General features: G+C 64.3%; 17 protein-coding genes. 5 read left to right on the plus strand and 12 right to left on the minus strand.

Annotated elements, in window-relative coordinates; translation table 11 throughout:
* Positions 1-74: 74 nt before the first annotated feature.
* Positions 75-2,738, minus strand: a complete 2,664-nt coding sequence (ligD, locus tag QXZ85_RS05600; protein ID WP_316173284.1) for a DNA ligase D — start codon at positions 2,736-2,738, stop codon at positions 75-77.
* A gap of 124 nt (positions 2,739-2,862) precedes the next feature.
* Between ligD and QXZ85_RS05605 the strand changes: the two genes are divergently transcribed.
* A complete protein-coding gene (locus QXZ85_RS05605) occupies positions 2,863-3,744 on the plus strand; it encodes a Ku protein (protein WP_315701109.1) in 882 nt (293 codons plus the stop codon).
* Positions 3,745-3,871: 127 nt separating this feature from the next.
* Here QXZ85_RS05605 and QXZ85_RS05610 read toward each other — a convergent pair whose 3' ends face one another.
* The 8 genes from QXZ85_RS05610 to QXZ85_RS05645 form a co-directional block, all read right to left on the minus strand.
* Complete coding sequence (locus tag QXZ85_RS05610) at positions 3,872-4,123, minus strand: DUF6496 domain-containing protein (RefSeq protein ID WP_315701110.1); 252 nt, start codon at positions 4,121-4,123, stop codon at positions 3,872-3,874.
* 72 nt (positions 4,124-4,195) lie between these two features.
* Entirely contained in the window at positions 4,196-4,897 is a 702-nt protein-coding gene (locus tag QXZ85_RS05615; RefSeq protein ID WP_315701111.1) for a response regulator transcription factor, read from the minus strand.
* Positions 4,894-7,611 (minus strand): sensor histidine kinase KdpD, encoded by a 2,718-nt coding sequence (locus QXZ85_RS05620; protein WP_316173283.1) that lies wholly within the window; start codon positions 7,609-7,611, stop codon positions 4,894-4,896. Before QXZ85_RS05620 ends, QXZ85_RS05615 begins: the two co-directional genes overlap by 4 nt.
* Positions 7,612-7,679: 68 nt before the next feature.
* Positions 7,680-8,285: a K(+)-transporting ATPase subunit C gene (locus QXZ85_RS05625; protein ID WP_315701113.1), complete on the minus strand. Its 606-nt coding sequence runs from the start codon at positions 8,283-8,285 to the stop codon at positions 7,680-7,682.
* 152 nt (positions 8,286-8,437) lie between these two features.
* On the minus strand, positions 8,438-10,552 hold the full coding sequence (kdpB, locus tag QXZ85_RS05630) for a potassium-transporting ATPase subunit KdpB (protein WP_315730070.1): 2,115 nt from the start codon (positions 10,550-10,552) through the stop codon (positions 8,438-8,440).
* Between the two features lie 25 nt (positions 10,553-10,577).
* Positions 10,578-12,281 carry a potassium-transporting ATPase subunit KdpA gene (gene kdpA / locus QXZ85_RS05635; RefSeq protein ID WP_315701116.1) on the minus strand — a complete coding sequence of 568 codons (1,704 nt, stop codon included), beginning with the start codon at positions 12,279-12,281 and terminating at the stop codon, positions 10,578-10,580.
* Positions 12,282-12,317: 36 nt separating this feature from the next.
* Entirely contained in the window at positions 12,318-12,407 is a 90-nt protein-coding gene (locus QXZ85_RS05640) for a K(+)-transporting ATPase subunit F (RefSeq protein WP_315701117.1), read from the minus strand.
* 12 nt (positions 12,408-12,419) lie between these two features.
* Positions 12,420-12,542 (minus strand): hypothetical protein, encoded by a 123-nt coding sequence (locus QXZ85_RS05645; protein WP_315701118.1) that lies wholly within the window; start codon positions 12,540-12,542, stop codon positions 12,420-12,422.
* A gap of 989 nt (positions 12,543-13,531) precedes the next feature.
* Here QXZ85_RS05645 and QXZ85_RS05650 point away from each other — a divergent pair.
* The 4 genes from QXZ85_RS05650 to dapA all read left to right on the plus strand — a co-directional run bounded on the left by QXZ85_RS05650 (position 13,532) and on the right by dapA (position 15,587).
* Positions 13,532-13,912: a hypothetical protein gene (locus tag QXZ85_RS05650; RefSeq protein WP_315701119.1), complete on the plus strand. Its 381-nt coding sequence runs from the start codon at positions 13,532-13,534 to the stop codon at positions 13,910-13,912.
* 17 nt (positions 13,913-13,929) lie between these two features.
* Positions 13,930-14,214: a hypothetical protein gene (locus QXZ85_RS05655; RefSeq protein WP_315701120.1), complete on the plus strand. Its 285-nt coding sequence runs from the start codon at positions 13,930-13,932 to the stop codon at positions 14,212-14,214.
* Positions 14,215-14,352: 138 nt separating this feature from the next.
* Positions 14,353-14,628, plus strand: a complete 276-nt coding sequence (locus tag QXZ85_RS05660; RefSeq protein WP_315701121.1) for a hypothetical protein — start codon at positions 14,353-14,355, stop codon at positions 14,626-14,628.
* Positions 14,625-15,587, plus strand: a complete 963-nt coding sequence (gene dapA, locus QXZ85_RS05665) for a 4-hydroxy-tetrahydrodipicolinate synthase (RefSeq protein WP_315701122.1) — start codon at positions 14,625-14,627, stop codon at positions 15,585-15,587. The genes QXZ85_RS05660 and dapA overlap by 4 nt, the downstream gene beginning before the upstream one ends.
* A gap of 45 nt (positions 15,588-15,632) precedes the next feature.
* Here dapA and QXZ85_RS05670 read toward each other — a convergent pair whose 3' ends face one another.
* From QXZ85_RS05670 to QXZ85_RS05680, 3 genes are all read right to left on the minus strand, one after another.
* Positions 15,633-15,887, minus strand: coding sequence for a hypothetical protein (locus QXZ85_RS05670; RefSeq protein ID WP_315767226.1), 255 nt, complete (start codon positions 15,885-15,887; stop codon positions 15,633-15,635).
* A gap of 138 nt (positions 15,888-16,025) precedes the next feature.
* Positions 16,026-18,794 (minus strand): formate dehydrogenase subunit alpha, encoded by a 2,769-nt coding sequence (gene fdhF / locus QXZ85_RS05675; RefSeq protein WP_315701124.1) that lies wholly within the window; start codon positions 18,792-18,794, stop codon positions 16,026-16,028.
* Positions 18,791-20,494 carry an NADH-ubiquinone oxidoreductase-F iron-sulfur binding region domain-containing protein gene (locus tag QXZ85_RS05680; protein ID WP_315701125.1) on the minus strand — a complete coding sequence of 568 codons (1,704 nt, stop codon included), beginning with the start codon at positions 20,492-20,494 and terminating at the stop codon, positions 18,791-18,793. Before QXZ85_RS05680 ends, fdhF begins: the two co-directional genes overlap by 4 nt.
* Positions 20,495-20,513 lie beyond the last annotated feature (19 nt).

Consider the following 20,513-nt stretch of genomic DNA (forward strand, 5'->3'; position numbering starts at 1 on the left):
GACACCATGCCCCCCTCCTTTCAGCCCCCCTCAATGATAGCAAGAGCCGTATTCGAGGCAGTGCCTTCGCCAACTCATAGCTTCTTCGCGAGCTGCTTGATTGCCGCCTTGATGGCGCCTGCAGCCTCGTCATAGCCCGCCCAGGCCGTCGTCTTGGCAAGCAGCGCTGGCACCGTGCGGATGGTGTAACGCTTGGGATCAAGCCCGTCCTTCACCTGAGTCCAGGTCAGCGGCATCGAGACAGTGGCGCCCTCACGCGCGCGCGGCGACAGGACGGCTACCGCCGTCGACATCCGGTCATTGCGCAGGTAGTCAAGGAAGATCTTACCCTTGCGTAGACGCTTGGACATGTTGAGCAGAAACTGCTCCGGGTTGTCATTCGCCATCCACTGGCAAACGCCTTGTGCGAACTTCTTCGCTTCCGGCCACGTCACCTTGTCACGCGCGCCGTATTGCAAGGGCGTCACCACGTGCAGGCCCTTGCCGCCGGTCGTCTTGCAGAAGCTTTCAAGCCCCAAGCTCTTGAGCCGCTGCCGCATCTCCTTTGCCGCCGCGATCACTTCATCGAACGGGACATTCGGCGCGGGATCGAGATCGAATACGAGCCGACCTGGTACGTCATAGGCGTAAGGCGCGCAATTCCAGGGATGCAGTTCGACCGCGGCAACCTGCGCCACCGCAGCCAATCCCTCGATGCGATCGATCTCGAGGTACGGCTTGCGGTCACCAGAGACCTTCGCAAGCTCAAGCAGCTCCGATGTGCCCTGCATGCCATGACGCTGGAAGAATATCTCGCCGTGGATGCCGTCGGGAGCACGCACGATGGAGCATGGCCGGCCTTTGAGGTGGCCAATCATCCACTCGCCGACGCTCTCGAAATAGCGCGCGAGGTCGAGCTTGCTGACCGGCTCGCCATCGCCGTCGTCCGGCCACAGCGCCTTGTCGGGGTTCGAAATCACCACGCCCATCACTTCGGCGCCGCGCTTCGACCGAGATGGCGTCTCGAACACGGCGCTGCCGGCGCTGGCGACGGTCGCCGCCGCGCGCGCGACCGGCTTCCAGACCTTTGTCATGACCGGCTCTTCGGCTACGACCTCCTTCGCGGGCTTGTCCTGACGCAGCCCTTTGAACGACGCCTGCCGCACGTTGCCACCATCGGTCCATCCGGCGAACTCGATCTCAGCGACCAGCTCCGGCTTCAGCCAATGCATATCGCGCGACTTGCGCGGGGCATTCTCGCCGCTGAACGGGTTCTTGTCGGACGCCGCCGCTTTCAACGCCGGCATGATCTGCTTGACCTTGTCCTGGCCGAAGCCGGTCCCCACGACGCCGACGTAAGCGAGATGATCATCCTTGTTGACGCCGACCATCAGCGAGCGGAATTTGCCGTTCGTCGTCTTCCAACCGCCGATCACGACCTCATGGCCCGGCCGCGTCTTCGCCTTGGTCCAGCTCTCGCTGCGACCGGAATGATAGGGCGCATCAAGCCGCTTCGAAACGATACCCTCCAGCTTCAGCTTGCGCGCGGACTCCAGCACCGTCTCACCGTCGCTCTCGAAATGCTCGACATAACGGATGGGCGGGTTCTTGCCCTTGATATTTGCCTTCAGCAGCTTCTGCAGACGCGCCTTACGTTCGCGCAGCGGCAGTCGGCGGAGATCCAGCCCCTCAGCAAATAGCAGGTCGAACGCAAAATAGATCAGCTGGTCGGTCCTCCCTTCCGAGAGGGCGGCCTGCAAGGCAGAGAAATTCGGATTCCCTTCCGCATCCAGGGCCACGACCTCGCCATCGATGAGCACGTCCGGAAGTTTCGTTGCCTGATCCGCAATCGCACCGAACTTCGGGGTCCAGTCCAAGCCCTTGCGAGTCTTCAGCGTCACCTCGCCGCTTTCAACCCTGATCTGGACCCGATAGCCGTCAAACTTGATTTCATGCCCCCAATCCGCTCCTGCCGGCGGCTGCTCCACCGAGGTGCAAAGCTCCGGCGCAACGAAGTCCGGCATCACCGCGACCTTCTTAGGCTCGACGCTCTTCGCGGCAGGCTTGTTCGCAGTCGCCTTCCGCGGGCGCTCCTGCATCTCCTCGTAATTGGAGTGCCAGACCGCGTCTGCGCTCGCCGACTTCGCCTTCGCCAGCATGAACGGCTTCGGCGCCCTGCCCTTGCCGGCCGCAATCTGCGCCATCGTGCGACCCGAGGCGACCGATCTGTCCTGTGCCAGGATGTCGTTGGCCTCGCCTTCGCGCGCGAATTCGTCGCGATGCTTGATCAGAAGCCAATTGGTCCGCTTGCTACCGGTACGATCGTGGCGCATGCGCACCAGCACCCAGCTGCCGTGCAGCTTCTTGCCGCTCAACGTGAACTTCAAATCGCCGTTCTTGAAGCCACGCTCGGGATCGTCGCTTTCCCAATAGCCACGATCCCATAACATCACGGTGCCACCGCCATATTCACCTTCCGGAATCATGCCTTCGAAGTCGCCGTAATCGAGCGGATGATCCTCGACCTCCACCGCCAGCCGCTTGTCGTGCGGGTCGAGCGACGGACCCTTGGTGACCGCCCAGGATTTGAACACGCCACCATATTCCAGACGCAGATCGTAATGCAGGCGCGTCGCATCGTGCTTCTGGATCACGAAGCGCAACCGTCCGGCAGGCGTGACTTTGACGTCGCCCGAAGGCTCGGCGGTCTTGTCGAAATCCCGCTTCTTACGATAGGCAGATAGCTTTCTCAGCGCCACGGCTTTTGATCCTACTCGACGAGAGGCGCGCGAGCCTAACACGTCGCGGCCGCCGCCCGGAACCAAAACCCCTGAGATCAGTTGGGGTTCCCGATCCGCGCCGAGCCTTCCCGGGAGAGACATCATGGCCCCTCGCGCCTATTGGAAAGGGACACTCAAGCTGTCGCTGGTGAGCTGCCCGATTGTCCTCTATCCCGCCGCGACATCGACCGAGAAGACCCGCTTTCACCTGATCAACCGCGAGACTGGCAACCGCCTCAAGCAGCAGATGATCGATGCCGAGACCGGCGACATCGTCGAGGGTGAGCAGAAGGGCCGCGGATATGAGCTCTCGAAAGGACGGTATGTCGAGGTCGAGCCGGAGGAGCTCGAGGCCGTCCAGATCGAGAGCAACCACACCATCGACATCGACAGCTTCGTGCCCAGGCGCGAGATCGACCAGCGGTACCTCAACCACCCCTATTATATCGCACCCGACGGCAAGGCCGCGCTCGACGCCTTCGCGGTAATCCGCGACGCCATGAAGGACCAGGATCGCGTGGCGCTGGCGCGGATCGTCCTGACCAACCGCGAGCACGTCATCGCGATCGAGCCGCTCGGCAAAGGCATGCTCGGTACCACTTTGCGCTTTCCTTACGAGCTGCGCGACGAGGGTGAGTTTTTCGATGACATCAAAAGCCCGAGGATCAGCAAGGATATGGTCGAGCTCGCCGGCCATATCCTCCAGACCAAGGCCGCGCATTTCGATCCGTCGACATTCAAGGACGACTACGAGACCGCGCTGAAGGCCCTGGTGAAGCGCAAGGCCGCCGGCAAGCCGATCAAGCTGCCCGCGCCCGAGGAGCGGCCGAGCAACGTGATCAACCTGATGGATGCGTTGAAACGAAGCCTGAAAGGCAAGCACGCAGCCAAGCCTTCGCGCGCGCCGGCCCGACGACCGCGCACGCAGCGTCGCTCCGCGAAGAAATCGCATCGTTCGACCGCGCGGCAGCGGCGGGCGGGGTAAGACGCCTGTGGATCGCTCTCCCGAAGTCGCTATTCCCCGAAGCGAAGCAATCCAGTTGGGTCGCGATAGCAACTGGATTGCTTCGCAGCTATCGGTCCGCCCAATGACGGCCGAGAGGATTTCGCTCTCAGCGCTTCGAGCCTCGCTTCTTGGTAGTCTTCTTGCTGGACTTCTTTGATGACGCTCTGGCGGTCTTCTTCTTCGGTACCTTCTTGCCTTCGCGCCGCGCTTCGGACAAACCGATGGCGATCGCCTGCTTGCGGCTCTTCACCTTGCGTCCCGAACGGCCGCTTCTCAACGTGCCGGCCTTGCGCTTCTTCATCGCGCGCCCGACTTTGGCGGATGCTCCCTTGGAATATTTTCGTGCTGTGCGTGCCATGAAAATAATCTCCTGTGGCACCAAAGCAATCACGATGCCTGCAGAAGGTTCCCGATAAGCTCTGTCGAGCTGTCATACGTGGTCCTGATCCGGCGCGCGCAGCCGATAGCCGATTCCGGTTTCGGTGAGCACATAATGAGGGCGCTCCGGGTCGGCCTCGATCTTCTGCCGCAGCTGCCGCACATAGACGCGCAAGTATTGCGCATCGGTCAGCTCGTCCCACAGCTCCTTCAAGAGGAAACGATGGGTGAGCACCTTGCCGGCGTGCTGGACCAGAACACGCAGCAGGTCGTACTCCTTTGGCGACAGTTTGATCTCGCGCTCACCGACCTTGACGATGCGGCGCACCAGGTCGACCGAGAGATCGCCGGTGCGAAACACCGGACGCTCGCCCTTGACCTGCAGCTGATGCCTCAGCGCGGCGCGCAGACGGGCGAGCAGCTCATCCATGCCGAACGGCTTTGTCACATAATCATCAGCGCCGAGGTCGAGCGCCTGCACCTTGCCCGCCTCGTCGCCGCGGCTCGACAGCACCACGATCGGCACGCTGTCGTTGCGGCTCCGGATCGTTCGCAGCAGCTCGTGGCCGTCGATATCGGGCAGGCCGAGATCGAGGATGATCAGCGCGGGATGCTGCGCGAGCAGCTCCAATGCGCTTCTGCCGTTCGGCGCCTCCAGGATCTCATACCCCTGGGTGCTCAGCCCCATCCGGAGCAGCTTGCGGATCGGCGGCTCGTCGTCGATCACGAGGACTTTGGTCGGCGCACCCGTCATGCCGCGGTATCCAACGATTTGAGCAGCGCCGGGATGGGTAATCGGATCGTCAGCATCGCGCCGCTGCGATCTGGGCGATTGCCGGCCGAGATCCGGCCATGCATGGCCTCGATGAACCCCCGCGAAATGGCGAGCCCGAGCCCCGTGCCTGGGCGGACCTGATCGCCCTTCTGCACACGATAGAATTTGTCGAAGACATGCTCGACCTCGCCCGGCGGAATCCCCTCGCCTTCGTCGCAGATGTCGAGCACCACCCATTGCTCGTCCCGGCGCGAGCGAATGGCAATCAGCGTGTCCGACGGGGAATATTTGGCGGCGTTATCCAACAGATTGAACAAGACCTGTTCGAACAGCACGGCATCCAGCTCGAGCATCGGCAGATCGGCGGCAAGCTCCAACGAGACCTTGTGGTGGGCCAGGATCTTGCTGGCGCGGCGGAGCGCGCTGCCGACGATCTCGCCGAGATCATGCGGCGCGGTATTGGGTATGATCGCGCCGGATTCCAGCTTGGTCATGTCGAGCAGATTGGCGATGAAGCGGTTGAGACGCTCGGACTCATCGATCACAGTCGCGAGCAGGTCCAGTTTCTCCTTGTCGGTCAACCGCGCCGCAAGGTCGCGCATGGTCGAGGCGGCGCCGAGCACCGAGGCCAGCGGCGTCTTCAGATCGTGCGAGATCGAGGTCAGCAGCGCCGAGCGCAGCCGGTCCTGTTCCATCGTGCGCTTGACCTTGTCCATGTCCTCGACCAGGAGCACCCGCTCGATCGCGAGCGCCCCCTGGTCCACCAGCGCATTGAGCAGGCGCCGCTGATCCGGCGTCAACAATGGCCCGGTCCGGTCGTCATCGATACCGATGACACCGATCGATCCGCGGCCGGTGCGCATCGGCAGAAACAACCGCTTGGCGCCGGGCAACGTGTCCGAGCCACGGCCTGCCGCGCGATCGTTGCTCCAGGCCCAGCTCGCCGCCGCAAGGTCGGCGTCGTCGAGCTGGTCCTCCGGCGGGTAGCCCGCCATCACCGTCAGCTTGCCGTCCTGCGGCAACAGCAGCACCACGCGCACCTTCAACATCAGCGCTGCCTGGTAGGCGGTCGCCCACAGCACGTCGTCGAGCGTCGCGGTGCCCGCGAGCTTGCGGCTGAAGGCATAGAGCTGCTCGGTGGTGCGGATGCGGCCGATCGCGGAATCCGCCTGCACGCGCACCCGCGAGGCCAGATTGGACACCAGGATGGCGATCAGCATGAAGAAGAAGAACGCCGCGATATTGGTCGGGTCGGTGATCGTGAAGGTGTAGATCGGCGGCAGGAAGAAGAAATTGTAGCAGAGCGAGGCGAGCACGCTCGCCAGCAGCGACGGCCATCGGCCGTAGCGCGCCGCGACGCCGACCACCGCGGTCAGGAACACCAGATCGACATTCTCGACGCCGAAGCCGGGCTGGATCAGCTCCGCGACGCCAAGACCGATCGCCGTGATCAGCGCCGCCATCAGATAGGGCCGCGGCTGAAACGGCTCGCTGCGAGCGCGCGTCTGCACCGATGTGCTCGCATTGCTCGGCAGCGCGTCGCCCGCGATCACATGAACGCTGATGTTGCCAGCCTGCCGAACCAGATCGTGCACCACCGAGCCTCTTATGATCTCGAACAGGCGCGAGCGACTGGACTTGCCGATGACGATCTGGGTGACATTGTTGGCTTGGGCGAAGCTGACGAGATCGTCAGCGATATGGCGCCCGCCGGCAGGAATGGCCAGCGCCTCCGCTCCGAGCGATTCAGCAAGGCGGAGCGTATCGGCCAGCCGGTCGCGCTCTGCATCGGAGAGCTGCAGGCTGCGCCGGGTTTCGATCGTGATCGCGGTCCACGGCGCATGCACGCGGTCGGCGAGACGCTTGGTATAGCGGACCAGCCCGGCCGCACGGGGATCCTCGCTGACGCAGACCAGAATGCGCTCGCCAGCGGCCCACGGGCCGGCGATCGCGTTTGCCTGCATATGGGTGAGCAGCTGCTCGTCGACCCGCTCGGCGGTCCGGCGCAGCGCGAGTTCGCGCAGCGCCGTGAGATTACCCGGCGAGAAATAATGCTCCAGCGCGCGCTCGGCCTGCCTGGGGACATAAACCTTACCCTCCTTCAGCCGCTGGATCAGGTCATCGGGCGTGAGATCGATCAGCTCGATCGCATCGGCGCGGTCCAAGACGGAATCAGGAACGGTCTCTCGTACCCGCACATGCGTGATTTGTGCGACGACGTCGTTGAGGCTTTCGATATGCTGGATATTGACCGCGGTATAGACGTCGATGCCATGCGACAGCAGCTCCTCGACATCGAGGTAGCGCTTGGGATGCCGGCTGCCGGGCACGTTGGTGTGGGCGAGTTCGTCGACCAGCGCGAGCTGCGGGCGCCGTGCGATCACCGCATCGAGGTCCATCTCCTCCAGGACCTGATCCTTGTAGGCGATACGCTTACGCGGGATCACCTCCAGCCCTTGGACCAGGGCCTCGGTCTCGGCGCGGCCGTGAGTCTCGACGAAACCGATGACCACATCGACGCCGGCCCTCAGCTTGGCCTGCGCGCTGGAGAGCATCTCGTAGGTCTTGCCGACGCCGGGCGCCGCGCCGACAAAAATCTTGAGGCGCCCGGCAGGACTGTCCTCCCGCCGGGCGGCTTCAAGCAGCGCGTCCGGCGAGGGACGTTGATCAGGATCGCGGCGTTGACTGGCCATGACGCATTATAGATGAGCGCCCCGTCACGCCAAGCCCGACGCCTTGCGGCTCCTACGGTTCAGCCCAGTCATTTGGCCGCTGCGGTATCGAGAGCCAGGTTGAGCGCCAGCACGTTGACACGGGGCTCGCCGAGCAGGCCGAGGAAGCGGCCCTGCGTGTTCAGGACAACCAATGCGCGGACCTTGTCCTCGGGCAGGTTGCGCGCCTTCGCCACCCGCGGCACCTGGAAGAGCGCGGCGCCCGGCGAGACGTCCGGGTCCAACCCGCTCGCCGAGGTCGTGACGAGATCGACGGGCACGGCTTGCGACGGGTTCTCCGCCTTCAGCTTCTCGACATCGTCCTTGATGCGATCGGCCAGCGCCTTGCTGGTCGGCCCGAGATTGGAGCCGCCCGAATTGGCCGCGTTGTAGGGCGCCGGCACTGTCTTGGTCGAGTCGTTCGGGTCGGGCGCCGTCGTCGCCGACGGACGGCCGTGGAAATATTTGTCGTCCTTGAACTCCTGCCCGATCAGGGCTGAGCCGACCACCTGACCGTTGCGCATCATCAGGCTGCCGCCCGCCTGGGCCGGGAAGACCGCGCCGGCGATGCCGGTCATGGCGAGCGGATAGATCAGCCCGGTGATCAAGGTCAGCGCCAGCAGAACGAAAATGGCGGGACGGATTTCTCTGAGCATTGTCGTGTCTCCTATTTGTTTCCGTCATTGCGAGGCGCGAAGCGACGAAGCAATCCAGACCACCTGCTTCGTCATTCCGGGGCGATGCGCAGCATCGAACCCGGAATGACGGTGGACGTATTGATAGCTTCGCTCGCCATGACGGTTGTCGCTTAGGCTAAGTGCAAGGCGGTCACGATCAGGTCGATCGCCTTGATGCCGATGAAGGGAATGATGATGCCGCCTAACCCGTAGATCATCAGGTTGCGGCCGAGCAGCGCGCCGGCGCCGATGGCGCGGTAGGCGACGCCCTTCAGGGCCAGCGGGATCAGCGCGATGATGATCAGCGCGTTGAAGATGATCGCTGACAGGATCGCACTCTGCGGGCTCGCCAGATGCATGACATTGAGCACGTCGAGCTGCGGGTAGAACGCCAGGAACATCGCCGGGATGATCGCGAAATACTTGGCGACGTCGTTGGCGATCGAAAACGTCGTCAGTGCGCCGCGCGTCATCAGAAGCTGCTTGCCGATCTCGACCACCTCGATCAGCTTGGTCGGATTGGAATCGAGGTCGACCATGTTGCCGGCCTCGCGCGCGGCCTGCGTGCCGGTGTTCATGGCAACGCCGACATCGGCCTGCGCCAGTGCGGGTGCGTCGTTGGTGCCGTCGCCGCACATCGCCACCAGCTTGCCCTTGGCCTGCTCGTCACGGATCAGCCTCAGCTTGTCTTCAGGCGTTGCCTGCGCCAGGAAGTCGTCCACTCCGGCTTCGGCCGCGATGGCCGCTGCGGTCATCGGGTTATCGCCGGTGATCATGATTGTGCGGATGCCCATCCGGCGCAGTTCGGCGAAACGCTCGCGGATGCCGCCCTTGACGATGTCCTTGAGCTGCACGACCCCGAGCAGCCGGCCATCCCTGGCGACCGCCAGCGGCGTACCGCCGGTCTTGGCGATCTCGTCGGCGATCGCCTGCACCTCGCGCGCCACGTCCGAATTGGGCGTCGGCTGAATCGCCCGGACCGTATTGCCGGAGGCGAGCTGGGTCGCTCCGCCGCCGATATAGTTCAGGATCGCATCGACCGCGCCCTTGCGGACCGAGGAGCCGCCGGCATCGACGCCGCTCATGCGGGTCTGCGCCGTGAACGGCACGAAGGTGGCGCCGAGCTCGGCCATGTCGCGGCCACGGAAGCCATATTTCTCCTTGGCCAATACCACGATGGAGCGGCCCTCCGGCGTCTCATCGGCCAGCGAGGCGAGCTGAGCGGCGTCCGCCAGTTCCTGCTCGCCGACCCCGCGCACCGGACGGAAGGCGGTCGCCTGGCGGTTGCCGAGCGTGATCGTTCCGGTCTTGTCAAGCAGGAGCGTATCGACGTCACCGGCGGCTTCCACCGCGCGGCCCGACATGGCCAGCACGTTGAAGCGGACCAGGCGATCCATGCCGGCGATGCCGATCGCCGACAACAGCGCACCGATGGTGGTGGGGATCAGGGTGACGAACAACGCGACCAGCACCACCACCGAGATCGAGCCGCCCGCATAGGCGGCGTAGCTCGGGATCGTCACGGTGGCGAACACGAAGATGATGGTCAGCCCTGCCAGCAGGATGTTCAGCGCGATCTCGTTCGGCGTCTTCTGCCGCTCTGCGCCCTCGACCAGCCGGATCATGCGGTCGATGAAGGTCGAACCTTGCGCCGCCGTGATCTTGACCCGGATCCAGTCGGACAGCACCTGCGTGCCGCCGGTCACGGCCGAGCGATCGCCGCCGGATTCGCGGATCACGGGAGCCGACTCGCCGGTGATGGCGGCCTCGTTCACGGAGGCAACGCCTTCGATCACCTCGCCGTCCGACGGAATGGTATCGCCGGCTTCGACCAGCACGATGTCGCCGACCTTGAGGCTGGTGCCCGGTACCAGCCGATAGGTACGGTCGATGCCGGTCAAGAGCTTGGCCTGGCTCTCGGAGCGCGTCTTGCGCAGCGAGTCCGCCTGCGCCTTGCCGCGGCCCTCGGCCACGGCTTCCGCAAAATTGGCGAACAGCACCGTGAACCAGAGCCAGAGGATGATCTGGAAGGTGAAGCCGAGATTGGCTCCTCCGGTGACGAGATCGCGCAGGAAGATCACGGTGGTCAGCGCAGCCACGACCTCGACCACGAACATCACGGGGTTCTTGATCATGAGCCGGGGATCGAGCTTGGCGAACGCTGCAGCGAACGCCGGCGTCACGATTTTCGGATCCAGCATCGTGGCGACCGGCATCCGCTTGTTGGTCTTGTGAACAGCTTCCATGGAAGTCACTCCGAAAAGAGCCCGATCAGAATAAGGTGCCGGCGTTCATCGCGAGATGCTCGACGATCGGCCCGAGCGCCAGCGCCGGGAAGAAGGTCAGGCCGCCGATGATCAGAATGACGCCGACGACGAGGCCGACGAACAGGCCGCCGGTGGTCGGGAACGTCCCTGCCGAGGGCGGGATCGACTTCTTGCCCGCCAGCGAGCCGGCAATCGCCATTGCCGGGATGATCATGAAGAAGCGGCCGACGAACATCGCACTGGCAAGCGTCAGGTTGTAGAAGAAGGTGTTGCCTGTCAGACCGGCGAAAGCGGAACCGTTGTTGGCGGTCGCCGACGTGTAGGCATAGAGCACTTCAGTAAAGCCGTGCGGGCCGGCATTGGCCATCGATGCGACGGCTGACGGCAGCACCACGGCGACCGCGGACCAGCCGAGATACATCAAGGGCAGAACCAGGATCGCCAGCATCGCCATCTTCACTTCGCGCGCCTCGATCTTCTTGCCGACATATTCCGGCGTGCGACCGACCATCAGGCCCGCCACGAAGATCGCGAGCACCACGAACAGCAGCATGCCGTAGAGCCCAGCGCCGACGCCGCCGACGATGATCTCGCCGAGCTGCATGTTGATCAGCGGGATCATGCCGCCGAGCGCGGTGAAGCTGTCATGCATCGCATTGACTGCACCGCAGGATGCCGCCGTGGTGATGACGGCGAACAGCGAGGACGCAACGATGCCGAAGCGGACTTCCTTGCCTTCCATGTTGCCGCCGGTCAGTCCCAGCGCATCGAGCGTGGTGGTGCCGTTGGCCTCGGCCCAATAGGTCACGAACACGCCGGCGACGAACAGCACGCCCATGACGGCGAGGATGGCCCAGCCCTGGCGCTGGTTGCCGACCATGCGGCCGAACACGTTGGTCAGCGCCGCACCGAGCACGAAGATCGAGATCATCTGCACGAAGTTCGATAGTGCAGTCGGGTTTTCGAACGGATGCGCCGCATTGGCATTGAAGAAACCGCCGCCATTGGTGCCGAGCATCTTGATCGCGACCTGGGAGGCGACCGGGCCGACCGCGATGGTCTGCTTGGTGCCCTCGAGGGTGGTCGCCTCGACATAGTCGCCGAGTGTCTGCGGCATGCCCTGCCAGACCAGGAACAGTGTGTAGACGACACAGATCGGCAGCAGCACGTAGAGAGTGCAGCGCGTCACGTCGACCCAGAAATTGCCGACCGTGCGGGCGGAGGCCCGCGAAAAGCCGCGGATCAGCGCAATCGCCAAGACGATACCCGTCGCCGCCGACAAAAAGTTCTGATGGGTCAGGCCCAGCATCTGCACGAGATAGGAAACCGTGCTCTCGCCGCCGTAGTTCTGCCAGTTGGTGTTGGTGAGGAAGCTGATTGCGGTGTTGAACGACAGATCCTCGGCGACCGCCGACTGCCCCGCGGGATTGAACGGCAGGACGGCCTGCAGCCGCATCACGCCGTAGATGATCAGGAAGCCGCCGACGTGGAACAGCAGCATTGCGACTGTGTAGGTCAGCCAGTGCTGCTCGCGCCGCTCATCGACGCCGCTGATCCAGTAGATCGCGGACTCCACCGGGCGCAGCACCGGCGAGAGAAAGGTGCGCTCGCCCGAGAACACGCGGGTCATGTACCAGCCGAGCGGTTTTGTGAGCGCGATGACGATCGCGCAGTAAAGGAGGATCTGAATCCAGCCGATAGCGGTCATGGGAGGTGCCCTTGAGATTACGCGGGTGGCGGGCGGTCAGAACCGCTCGGGCCGCAGCAGCGCGTAAGTGAGGTAAACGAGAAGGCCGAGCGAGACGGCGGCCGCAAGCGAATAGTCGAACATCATGGCTCGCCTCCTCTAAAGCCGCTCGCAGGCGTAGGTGTAGCCGATCGCCAGTGCGAACAGGCCGGCGGCAAGCGCCAGCATCAGAATGTCAAGCATGGTTTGCTCCAGGTCGTGCGCGGAATAGGCAGCGCACAAAGCTGCCCTGATCCGGACGAGCAGCGTTGCGATGGATCAATCGCAGGTCGCTTCTGCTACGCCCGGATCCGTCGCCCGGAAGTGCCATTGGAGACATAGGTTTTCGAGACGGTGCCCGCGGCAAACTTATAGGAATCTCATAAAGACGGTCGGCGCTTGGCTGACCTCGGTACCGCGTGCAGCCACACGCTCACCTTCTCGCGGCGCCAGGCGTCCGAGGTTTTGAGATGATCCCCCCTTGATTCAGAGGGAGCAGGGAATGCCGGGTGAAGGCCTCACCCATGGCCCGCCTGCAAAGAAAATAGCAGGCGGCAGTCACCACAGGTTCCGCCGATCAACCGGCATTCCCTGCGCGATGGTTTTAACGCTTATACGAGTTCTCCCCGGGGACCGGCTTTCTTGCCCCCGTCATCGGCACGATGCACTGAGCATCGCCGCCAACTTGGCGCCAGCACCGGGGCGCCAGGACGACACGACTTCACGTCCGCGATCCTTGCGCTCGTCTCATCGCAAGCAACCACGTCCACCGCATCCCGCCTCACGTTCGTGACGACGCGTACGCCCCTCCGACGAAACAGGACGAAACAAGCATAGCACATTTCCGAAAAAACGAAACAAGATTTATACTGGGAGAGCTGAACCGGAAGATCGGCTTGGAAACACCGCAGAAACCGGCTTTTTGGCGCGTGTGGGACCTAAAGCACAAGCGCTGCAAGTCACACGAAACCATAAGGGCCGACCGCCGCAGACCTCTCGCCTTCGCTGCGAACAACGCGTGGGAACGGATCACCTCTGCCCTCCTCTGCCTATGCGGCATTTATATCCGGCGCCCGGCGATCATCTCGTTTTCCTACGGCGATCTTGCCATGCTGCCGGGCGCAGTCCGAAGCGGGCTGCAGCAATATGACCTTCGGGACGACGTCATGTCGCTTGCGAGCAGATATCAGGAACTTGCCGGACATGATGTCGCCGCGACGACATCGGCCCTGATGGACGACATCCTCGGCAGCTCGAGGCGCGAGTCGCCTGCCCTGGAGCGTGACCATCGCAGAGCGCGGATCGAAGACCTGATGAGGTCGGGCGCCCGGATCGACGCCGCCCTCGAGCTGATCGCGCTGGAATTGCCGCAATGGCAGCTGCGCCGGATCGCCTACGACGCCGGCGAGTGGCATTGCGCATTGTCGCGCATGCGCGAGCTGCCCGACTGGCTCGACCGTTCGGTCGAGGGCCGGCATGCCGACCTCGCGCTGGCGGTTCTCGAGGCCTGTTTGGAGGCCCGCGGATCCAGCGAGCCGAGGAGCGCCCCGCATGTGCCACCTGCCGACGCAGGCGCTGCGACGATGCCCTTCTGCTGTGACAACTTCGCTTAGCGACCCCGGGGAAAGCAGTGGTGCCAACTGCAGACACATCGACCGAGCTTTCGCCGCTACGGGTCGTGCTTCGCTTCGTCGTACGAACCTCCATCCTGCTGGTCTTCGCCGCGTTCGGCACGATCAGCTTCGGCCGCAGCCTCGCTGCGCTGCTGTGGATGACGATCATCCTCTGCGCCGTGCTTGGCACGATGCGGCGCGAGCGCGTCTTCACCGCCGGGCTGAACCATTGGGATGAGATGGTTGCCTATACCGCACTCTATTGCGGCGTCATGGAATTGAACCAGCTGACGGCCTCCTGAGGCGCGCCCTATACGCGACGCTTATGACGTCGACCGTCGCGCCGTCTCGAATTCCTATCCACCCCCTTCGATATTTGAACGACCACAGCCACGGATCTCGCAAGGGATTCGCGCGCCGCAGCTGAAAGGACCATTTCCGTGAAATTCGTCGAACCTCCCTCGCACAATCAATCCGCTGCCGCCCTCGTCTTCATTGGCAGGAACAGGAGCGGCCAATGGGTCGCCCAGGAGCAGAACGGCCTCTATGGCGGCCTGTTCGTCAGCCGCGCCGAGGCCATGAAATATGCGCTGTTCGAGAACGGCCATCATCCCGAGACCATCGTCGAATTGCACCGCACGATCGAACTCGACACGCAAGGCCGGCTCGCGCCGATCGGAATGCTGTTCGGCGCCGGCAAACGGCCCGTCGCATGACGTCGCAAGTCACCAGCTATCGTTGGGGCGGCCATCCGGCCAGATGGCTGGCAGGCTATATTCCAGACATCCCGACGCCGTTCGATGCCGAGGGTACGGTCGACCTCGCGGCTCTCGGCAGGCTTTGCGAGCGGCAGATCGAGGCCGGCGCCCTCGCGATCGTGGTGTGCGATATCGTCGGCGAAGCCGCGACACTCACTCCCGCCGAACGCGACGCGATCATCCGCACGGCCGTCGAGGCCTCGCGCAAGCGCGTCCATGTCATCGCCGGCGCCGGCTCGAACTCCACCGGCCTTGCGGTGGAAAACACAAAGCAGGCCGCCGCCGCAGGCGCGGACGCAATCCTCTCGGTGGTGCCTTACTACAACAGGCCCATGCAGGAAGGACTTGACGCGCATTTCCGCGCCGTGGCCGCAGCCACAGCACTGCCGATCATCCTGCACGACTGTCCCGCGCGAACCGCGCGCGGGCTGTCCGACGACACGCTGGCCCGGCTCGCGCAGTCCAGCCAGTTCGTCGGCCTGCGAGACGGCACCGGGGATATCATGCGTACGGCGCGGCTGCGTTCGCTGCTCCCGGCCGGCTTCCGGCTCCTATCCGGCGATGATGCAACGGCCCTGCCGTTCATCGCCGCAGGCGGCGACGGCTGCATCTCCCAGGTCATGAACATTGCGCCACATCAATGCGCCGCGATGCTTGCGTATGGTCAGCGGGCGCGCTGGCGCGCGGCACGACGGCTGTATCGGCAGATGCTGCCGATGGTCGAAGCTCTTGCAAGCGATACGCCCGCGGCGCTCAAATATGCTTTGAGCCTGCAAGACCTGATGCGCCCGGATGTGCGGCTGCCGCTGGTCGCGTTGGATGAGGAGGCCAAGACCACCGTGGCCAAGGCGAACGCCTTGCTTCTCTCTCAGGAGATCGCCGACGCGCCTGCCTGCAATATCCGCGCGCAGGCTTAAACCAGAATTGCGATGCGCCCGGATATCCCGGGCGCATCGATCACTTCAGAAATCCCATTTGTCAGAGAGGATCAGCGGCACCTGAGGCTGCCGGATCGGATCAGGGACAATCGAGGGCGCGCCGGCAGGGCTGCCGCGCAACATCAGCTCGTTGCGCAGCCGCCGGATCTTCGCCGCGGCAATCGCCGCATGGATCGTTCTGAAGGCGGCGCGAATCCGGCTGATGGTACGAGCGAGCGGCGCCGCACTGCCCTTGCCGAAGCCGCGCGCGGTACCGACGTGCAGATCGATCGAAGTCATGGCCAGTCTCCTGACGCCGGCGCATAACGACGTGCCAGCAGAGAGGAACGATGGACATGATCGGCGTAGGAATGCGAGACGGCGTCCGGCCGTCCCTCATAGGAAACTCATAAGCGCTGCCTGCGCGCGCCCGGCGGGCTACTCCGCGGCCGCGTTGCGCAGCTCGGCGCGCGCGACGCGGACCGCGCAGAACTTGAACTCCGGGATCTTGCCGAACGGATCGAGCGCGGGATTGGTGAGGAGATTGGCGGCGGCTTCCGCATAGCAGAACGGCATGAACACCATGTTCTCGGGCACGTCGCGGTCGGAGCGCACCTTGACCTCGACCGCGCCGCGGCGGGTCTCCAGCCGGATGAAATCGCCCGGCACCACCTGCAGGCGCCGCATGTCCTTCGGCGACATGAAGGCGACCGCCTCCGGCTCGATCTGGTCGAGCACGTTGGAGCGGCGCGTCATCGATCCGGTGTGCCAATGCTCGAGCACGCGCCCGGTCGACAGCACCATCGGGTACTCGTCGTCGGGCACCTCGTCCGGCGGGATGATGTGCGCCGGCACGATCTTGCCGCGGCCGCTTTCGGTCGGGAAGCCGGTGGTGAAGATGATCTCGTTGCCGGGCTTGTTCGGATCGTCGGCCGGATAGGTCACCGCGCCCTCGCGCACCAGCCGCTCCCAGGTGATGTTCTTCAACGACGGCATCAGCTCGGCCATCTCGGCGAACACCTCACCGGGTCCGGAATAGTTCCACGGCAGACCCATCCGCTTGCCGATCTCCTGGATGATCCAGAGATCCTGACGGGCATCACCCGGCGGCTTGATCACCTCGCGCGCCAGCTGCACGCGGCGATCAGTGTTGGTGAAGGAGCCGGATTTCTCCGCGAAGGCAGATGCCGGCAGGATCACATCGGCATGGAAAGCAGTCTCAGTGACGAACAGGTCCTGCACCACGAGATGGTCGAGCTTCGCCAGCGCCTCGCGGGCGTGCTGCAGGTCGGGATCCGACATCGCCGGATTTTCGCCCTCGATATACATGCCATGGATTTCGCCGGCGTGGATCGCGTTCATGATCTCGACCACGGTGAGCCCGCGCACGGGGTCGAGCTCCTGTCCCCATAGCTTTTCGAAGGCGCCGCGCAGGTCGGCGCGGCCGACTGGCTGATAGTCCGGAAAGAACATCGGGATCAGGCCAGCGTCCGATGCGCCCTGCACGTTGTTCTGCCCGCGCAGCGGATGCAGACCGGTACCGGGACGGCCGACCTGGCCGGTGATCAGCGCCAGCGCGATCAAGCAGCGCGCATTGTCGGTGCCGTGGACATGCTGGCTGATGCCCATGCCCCAGAAGATGATCGAGGATTTGGCAGTGGCGTAGGCCCGTGCGACCTCGCGCAGCGTTTCCGCGGGAATGCCGCAGACCGGAGCCATGCGCTCGGGGGTGAACTCCTGGATTTTCGCCTTCAGCTCGTCATAGCCTTCGGTGTAGCCCGCGATGTACTGCTCGTCGGTCAGGCCCTCCGTGATGATGGTGTTGATCATCGCGTTCAGCATCGCGACGTCGCTGCCCGGCTTGAAGGCGAGATGCTTGGTGGCATGGCGCGACAGCACCTGCCGCCGCGGATCCATGACGTAGAGCTTGGCGCCGCGCTTGGCCGCGTTCTTGATATAGGTCGCGGCGACCGGATGGTTCACGGTCGGGTTCGCGCCGATCACCCAGATCACCTCGGCATCGGCGGCGGCCGCAAACGGCGCCGACACTGCGCCGGAGCTCAGACCTTCGAACAGCGCGGCGACCGAGGAGGCATGGCAGAGCCGCGTGCAGTGGTCGACATTGTTGGAGCCGAAACCCGTGCGCACGAGCTTCTGGAACAGATAGGCTTCCTCATTGGAGCCCTTGGCCGAGCCGAAGCCGGCCAGCGCCTTTGCTCCCCTCTCGTCGCGGATCTTGACGAGACCCTTGGCGGCGATATCGAGCGCTTCGTCCCAGCTCGCCTCGCGGAAATGCGTGAACGGATTGGCCGGATCGACCTGGTCGTTGGCGTCCTTCTTGGCGTTCGGCAGCCGCACCAAGGGCTTGGTCAGCCGGTGCGGATGGTGGATGTAGTCGAAACCGAAGCGGCCCTTGACGCAGAGCCGGTTGTGATTGGCCGGACCGTCGCGCCCTTCCGCATAGATCACCTTCTCGTCCTTGACCTGATAGGTGACCTGGCAGCCGACACCGCAGAACGGGCACAGCGAATCGACCTTGCGATCGGCATAGGTGACGCGGGTCTGCTTGTCGTCCAGCATCACGGCCGGCATCAGCGCGCCGGTCGGGCAGGCCTGCACGCATTCGCCGCAGGCGACGCAGGTGGATTCGCCCATCGGATCGTCGAAATCGAACACGATCTTGGCGTCGGCATTGCGATAGGCCATGCCGATGACGTCGTTGACCTGCACTTCGCGGCAGGCGCGCACGCACAAGCCGCACTGGATGCAGGCATCGAGATTGACGCGCATCGCCGGATGGCTCGGGTCGGCCTGCCACCGCTCCACGGAGGGGAAGCGGCTCTCGGTGACGCCGGTCTTTTCCGCCCAATGCCAGAACTTGGAATCCGGATCGTGCGAGGTCTCGCGCGCCGGCTGGTCGGCGACCAAGAGCTCCATCACCATCTTCTGCGCGGCAACGGCACGGCTGCTTGCCGTCTTCACCTTCATGCCGACGGTCGGCGTGCGCTTGCAGGAGGCGGCGAGCACGCGCTCGCCTTCGATCTCCACCATGCAGGCGCGGCAATTGCCGTCCGGGCGATAATCCGGCGCCGGCGAGTAGCAGAGATGCGGGATCTCCTTGCCCTGACGCTGCGCGACCTGCCAGATCGTCTCGCCAGGTTTGGCTTCGACGTTGACGCCATCGAGCTCGAACAGAATCGCGGTCATTCGGCTGCGTCCTTGAATTCGTCGGGGAAGTATTTGATCACCGAGGTCAGCGGGTTCGAGGCGGCCTGGCCGAGCCCGCAAATCGAAGCATCGCGCATCGCCTGGCTCAATTCGTCGAGCAGAGCCCGGTTCCAGACCGGCTGTTGCATCAATAGCGCCGCCTTCTGGGTGCCGACCCGGCACGGCGTGCACTGGCCGCAGCTCTCATCCTCGAAGAACTTCATCAGGTTCAGCGCGGCTGCCCGCACGCTGTCGTGCTGCGACAGGATGATCACCGCGGCCGAACCGATGAAGCAGCCATATTTCTCCAGCGTGCCGAAATCGAGCGGGATGTCGTCCATCGATGCGGGGAGGATGCCGCCGGAGGCGCCGCCCGGCAGATAGGCGTAGAAGCTGTGGCCGTCGGCCATGCCGCCGCAGAACTCATCGATCAGCTCGCGCACGGTGATGCCGGCCGGCGCCAGCTTGACGCCGGGATTCTTGACGCGCCCCGAGACCGAATAGCTGCGCAGTCCCTTGCGGCCGTTGCGGCCATGGCTGGTCCACCAGCCCGCGCCCTTCTCGACGAGGTCGCGCACCCACCACAAGGTCTCGATATTGTTGATCAGGGTCGGCAGGCCGAACAGGCCGACCTGGAACGGGTAAGGCGGCTTGTGCCGCGGCAGGCCGCGCTTGCCCTCGATGCTCTCCAGCAGCGAGGATTCCTCGCCGCAGATATAGGCGCCGGCGCCGCGGCGCAGATGCAGCACCGGGCCGCCCGGCGGCAGCTTGGCAATCTCCCGCGCGAGGATCTCGCGTGCCGCCGGATACTCGTCGCGGATGTAGATGTAGACCTCGCCCGCCTCGACGATATGGGCGCCGATCAGGGTGCCTTCGAGGAAGCGGTGCGGATCGCTGTTGAGATAGTGCCGGTCCTTGAAGGTGCCCGGCTCGCCCTCGTCGCCATTGACCGCCATCAGCCGCGGTCCAGGCTCGCCGAGCACCGCGCGCCATTTGCGCCCCGTCGGGAAGCCAGCACCGCCGAGCCCACGCAGGCTGGCATCATCCAGCACCTTCAGGATGTCATCGCGGCTGACGCGGCCGGCGCGCAGGTCGTTCAGCAACTTGTAGCCGCCGCCAGCGACATAGGCTCCGTAGTCGATATAGTCGGGGATATGCGGGTGACTATCGTCGCGGGCGGCGGTCGCCAGCACCTCGGCCGGCGTGGCCTGGTGCACGAAATGATGCCCGACCTCGGCCACCGGCGCGCAGTCGCACAGGCCAACGCAGGGTGCGCGCACGACGCGGATACCGGGACCGGCCTGGGCCTGGAGATCGGCCAGCAGCTGCTCGCCGCCCATCATGGCGCAGCTCAAGGAATCGCAAACTCGGACCGTGAGCGGCGGCAGGTTCGGCTCGCCTTCCTTCACCACGTCGAAATGCGCATAGAAGGTCGCGGTCTCGAACACTTCGGCAAAGGACAGCTTCATCTCGTCGGCGAGGGCGGCCAGATGCGCCGCCGAAATCTGACGATACGTGTCCTGGATCAGGTGCAGGTGCTCGATCAGAAGATCGCGCCGGCGCGGGCGTTCGCAGAGCAACTCCACGATCTCATGCGCGGCGGTGGGATCGACCTGCCGGCCTTTCGGCGTGGCCTTGGCTCGCCGGCGGCCCTCTCCTGGATGGTCGAAGGCACGAACTTGATGCACATCGTGAGCCATTAGCGCTTCATTCCCTGAA

This window comes from Bradyrhizobium sp. SZCCHNGR1005 (assembly GCF_032489995.1).
In the GTDB taxonomy this organism is placed as follows: Bacteria; Pseudomonadota; Alphaproteobacteria; order Rhizobiales; family Xanthobacteraceae; genus Bradyrhizobium.

What these genes read in the sequence shown, in the direction of transcription:
- QXZ85_RS05640 (WP_315701117.1), bottom strand. Translation starts at nt 12,407, where the DNA reads ATGATGTTCGACTATTCGCTTGCGGCCGCCGTCTCGCTCGGCCTTCTC.
- QXZ85_RS05680 (WP_315701125.1), bottom strand. Translation starts at nt 20,494, where the DNA reads ATGGCTCACGATGTGCATCAAGTTCGTGCCTTCGACCATCCAGGAGAG.
- QXZ85_RS05605 (WP_315701109.1), top strand. Translation starts at nt 2,863, where the DNA reads ATGGCCCCTCGCGCCTATTGGAAAGGGACACTCAAGCTGTCGCTGGTG.
- QXZ85_RS05610 (WP_315701110.1), bottom strand. Translation starts at nt 4,123, where the DNA reads ATGGCACGCACAGCACGAAAATATTCCAAGGGAGCATCCGCCAAAGTC.
- fdhF (WP_315701124.1), bottom strand. Translation starts at nt 18,794, where the DNA reads ATGACCGCGATTCTGTTCGAGCTCGATGGCGTCAACGTCGAAGCCAAA.
- QXZ85_RS05670 (WP_315767226.1), bottom strand. Translation starts at nt 15,887, where the DNA reads ATGACTTCGATCGATCTGCACGTCGGTACCGCGCGCGGCTTCGGCAAG.
- QXZ85_RS05650 (WP_315701119.1), top strand. Translation starts at nt 13,532, where the DNA reads ATGGACGACATCCTCGGCAGCTCGAGGCGCGAGTCGCCTGCCCTGGAG.
- QXZ85_RS05615 (WP_315701111.1), bottom strand. Translation starts at nt 4,897, where the DNA reads ATGACGGGTGCGCCGACCAAAGTCCTCGTGATCGACGACGAGCCGCCG.
- QXZ85_RS05625 (WP_315701113.1), bottom strand. Translation starts at nt 8,285, where the DNA reads ATGCTCAGAGAAATCCGTCCCGCCATTTTCGTTCTGCTGGCGCTGACC.
- dapA (WP_315701122.1), top strand. Translation starts at nt 14,625, where the DNA reads ATGACGTCGCAAGTCACCAGCTATCGTTGGGGCGGCCATCCGGCCAGA.
- kdpB (WP_315730070.1), bottom strand. Translation starts at nt 10,552, where the DNA reads ATGGAAGCTGTTCACAAGACCAACAAGCGGATGCCGGTCGCCACGATG.
- QXZ85_RS05620 (WP_316173283.1), bottom strand. Translation starts at nt 7,611, where the DNA reads ATGGCCAGTCAACGCCGCGATCCTGATCAACGTCCCTCGCCGGACGCG.
- kdpA (WP_315701116.1), bottom strand. Translation starts at nt 12,281, where the DNA reads ATGACCGCTATCGGCTGGATTCAGATCCTCCTTTACTGCGCGATCGTC.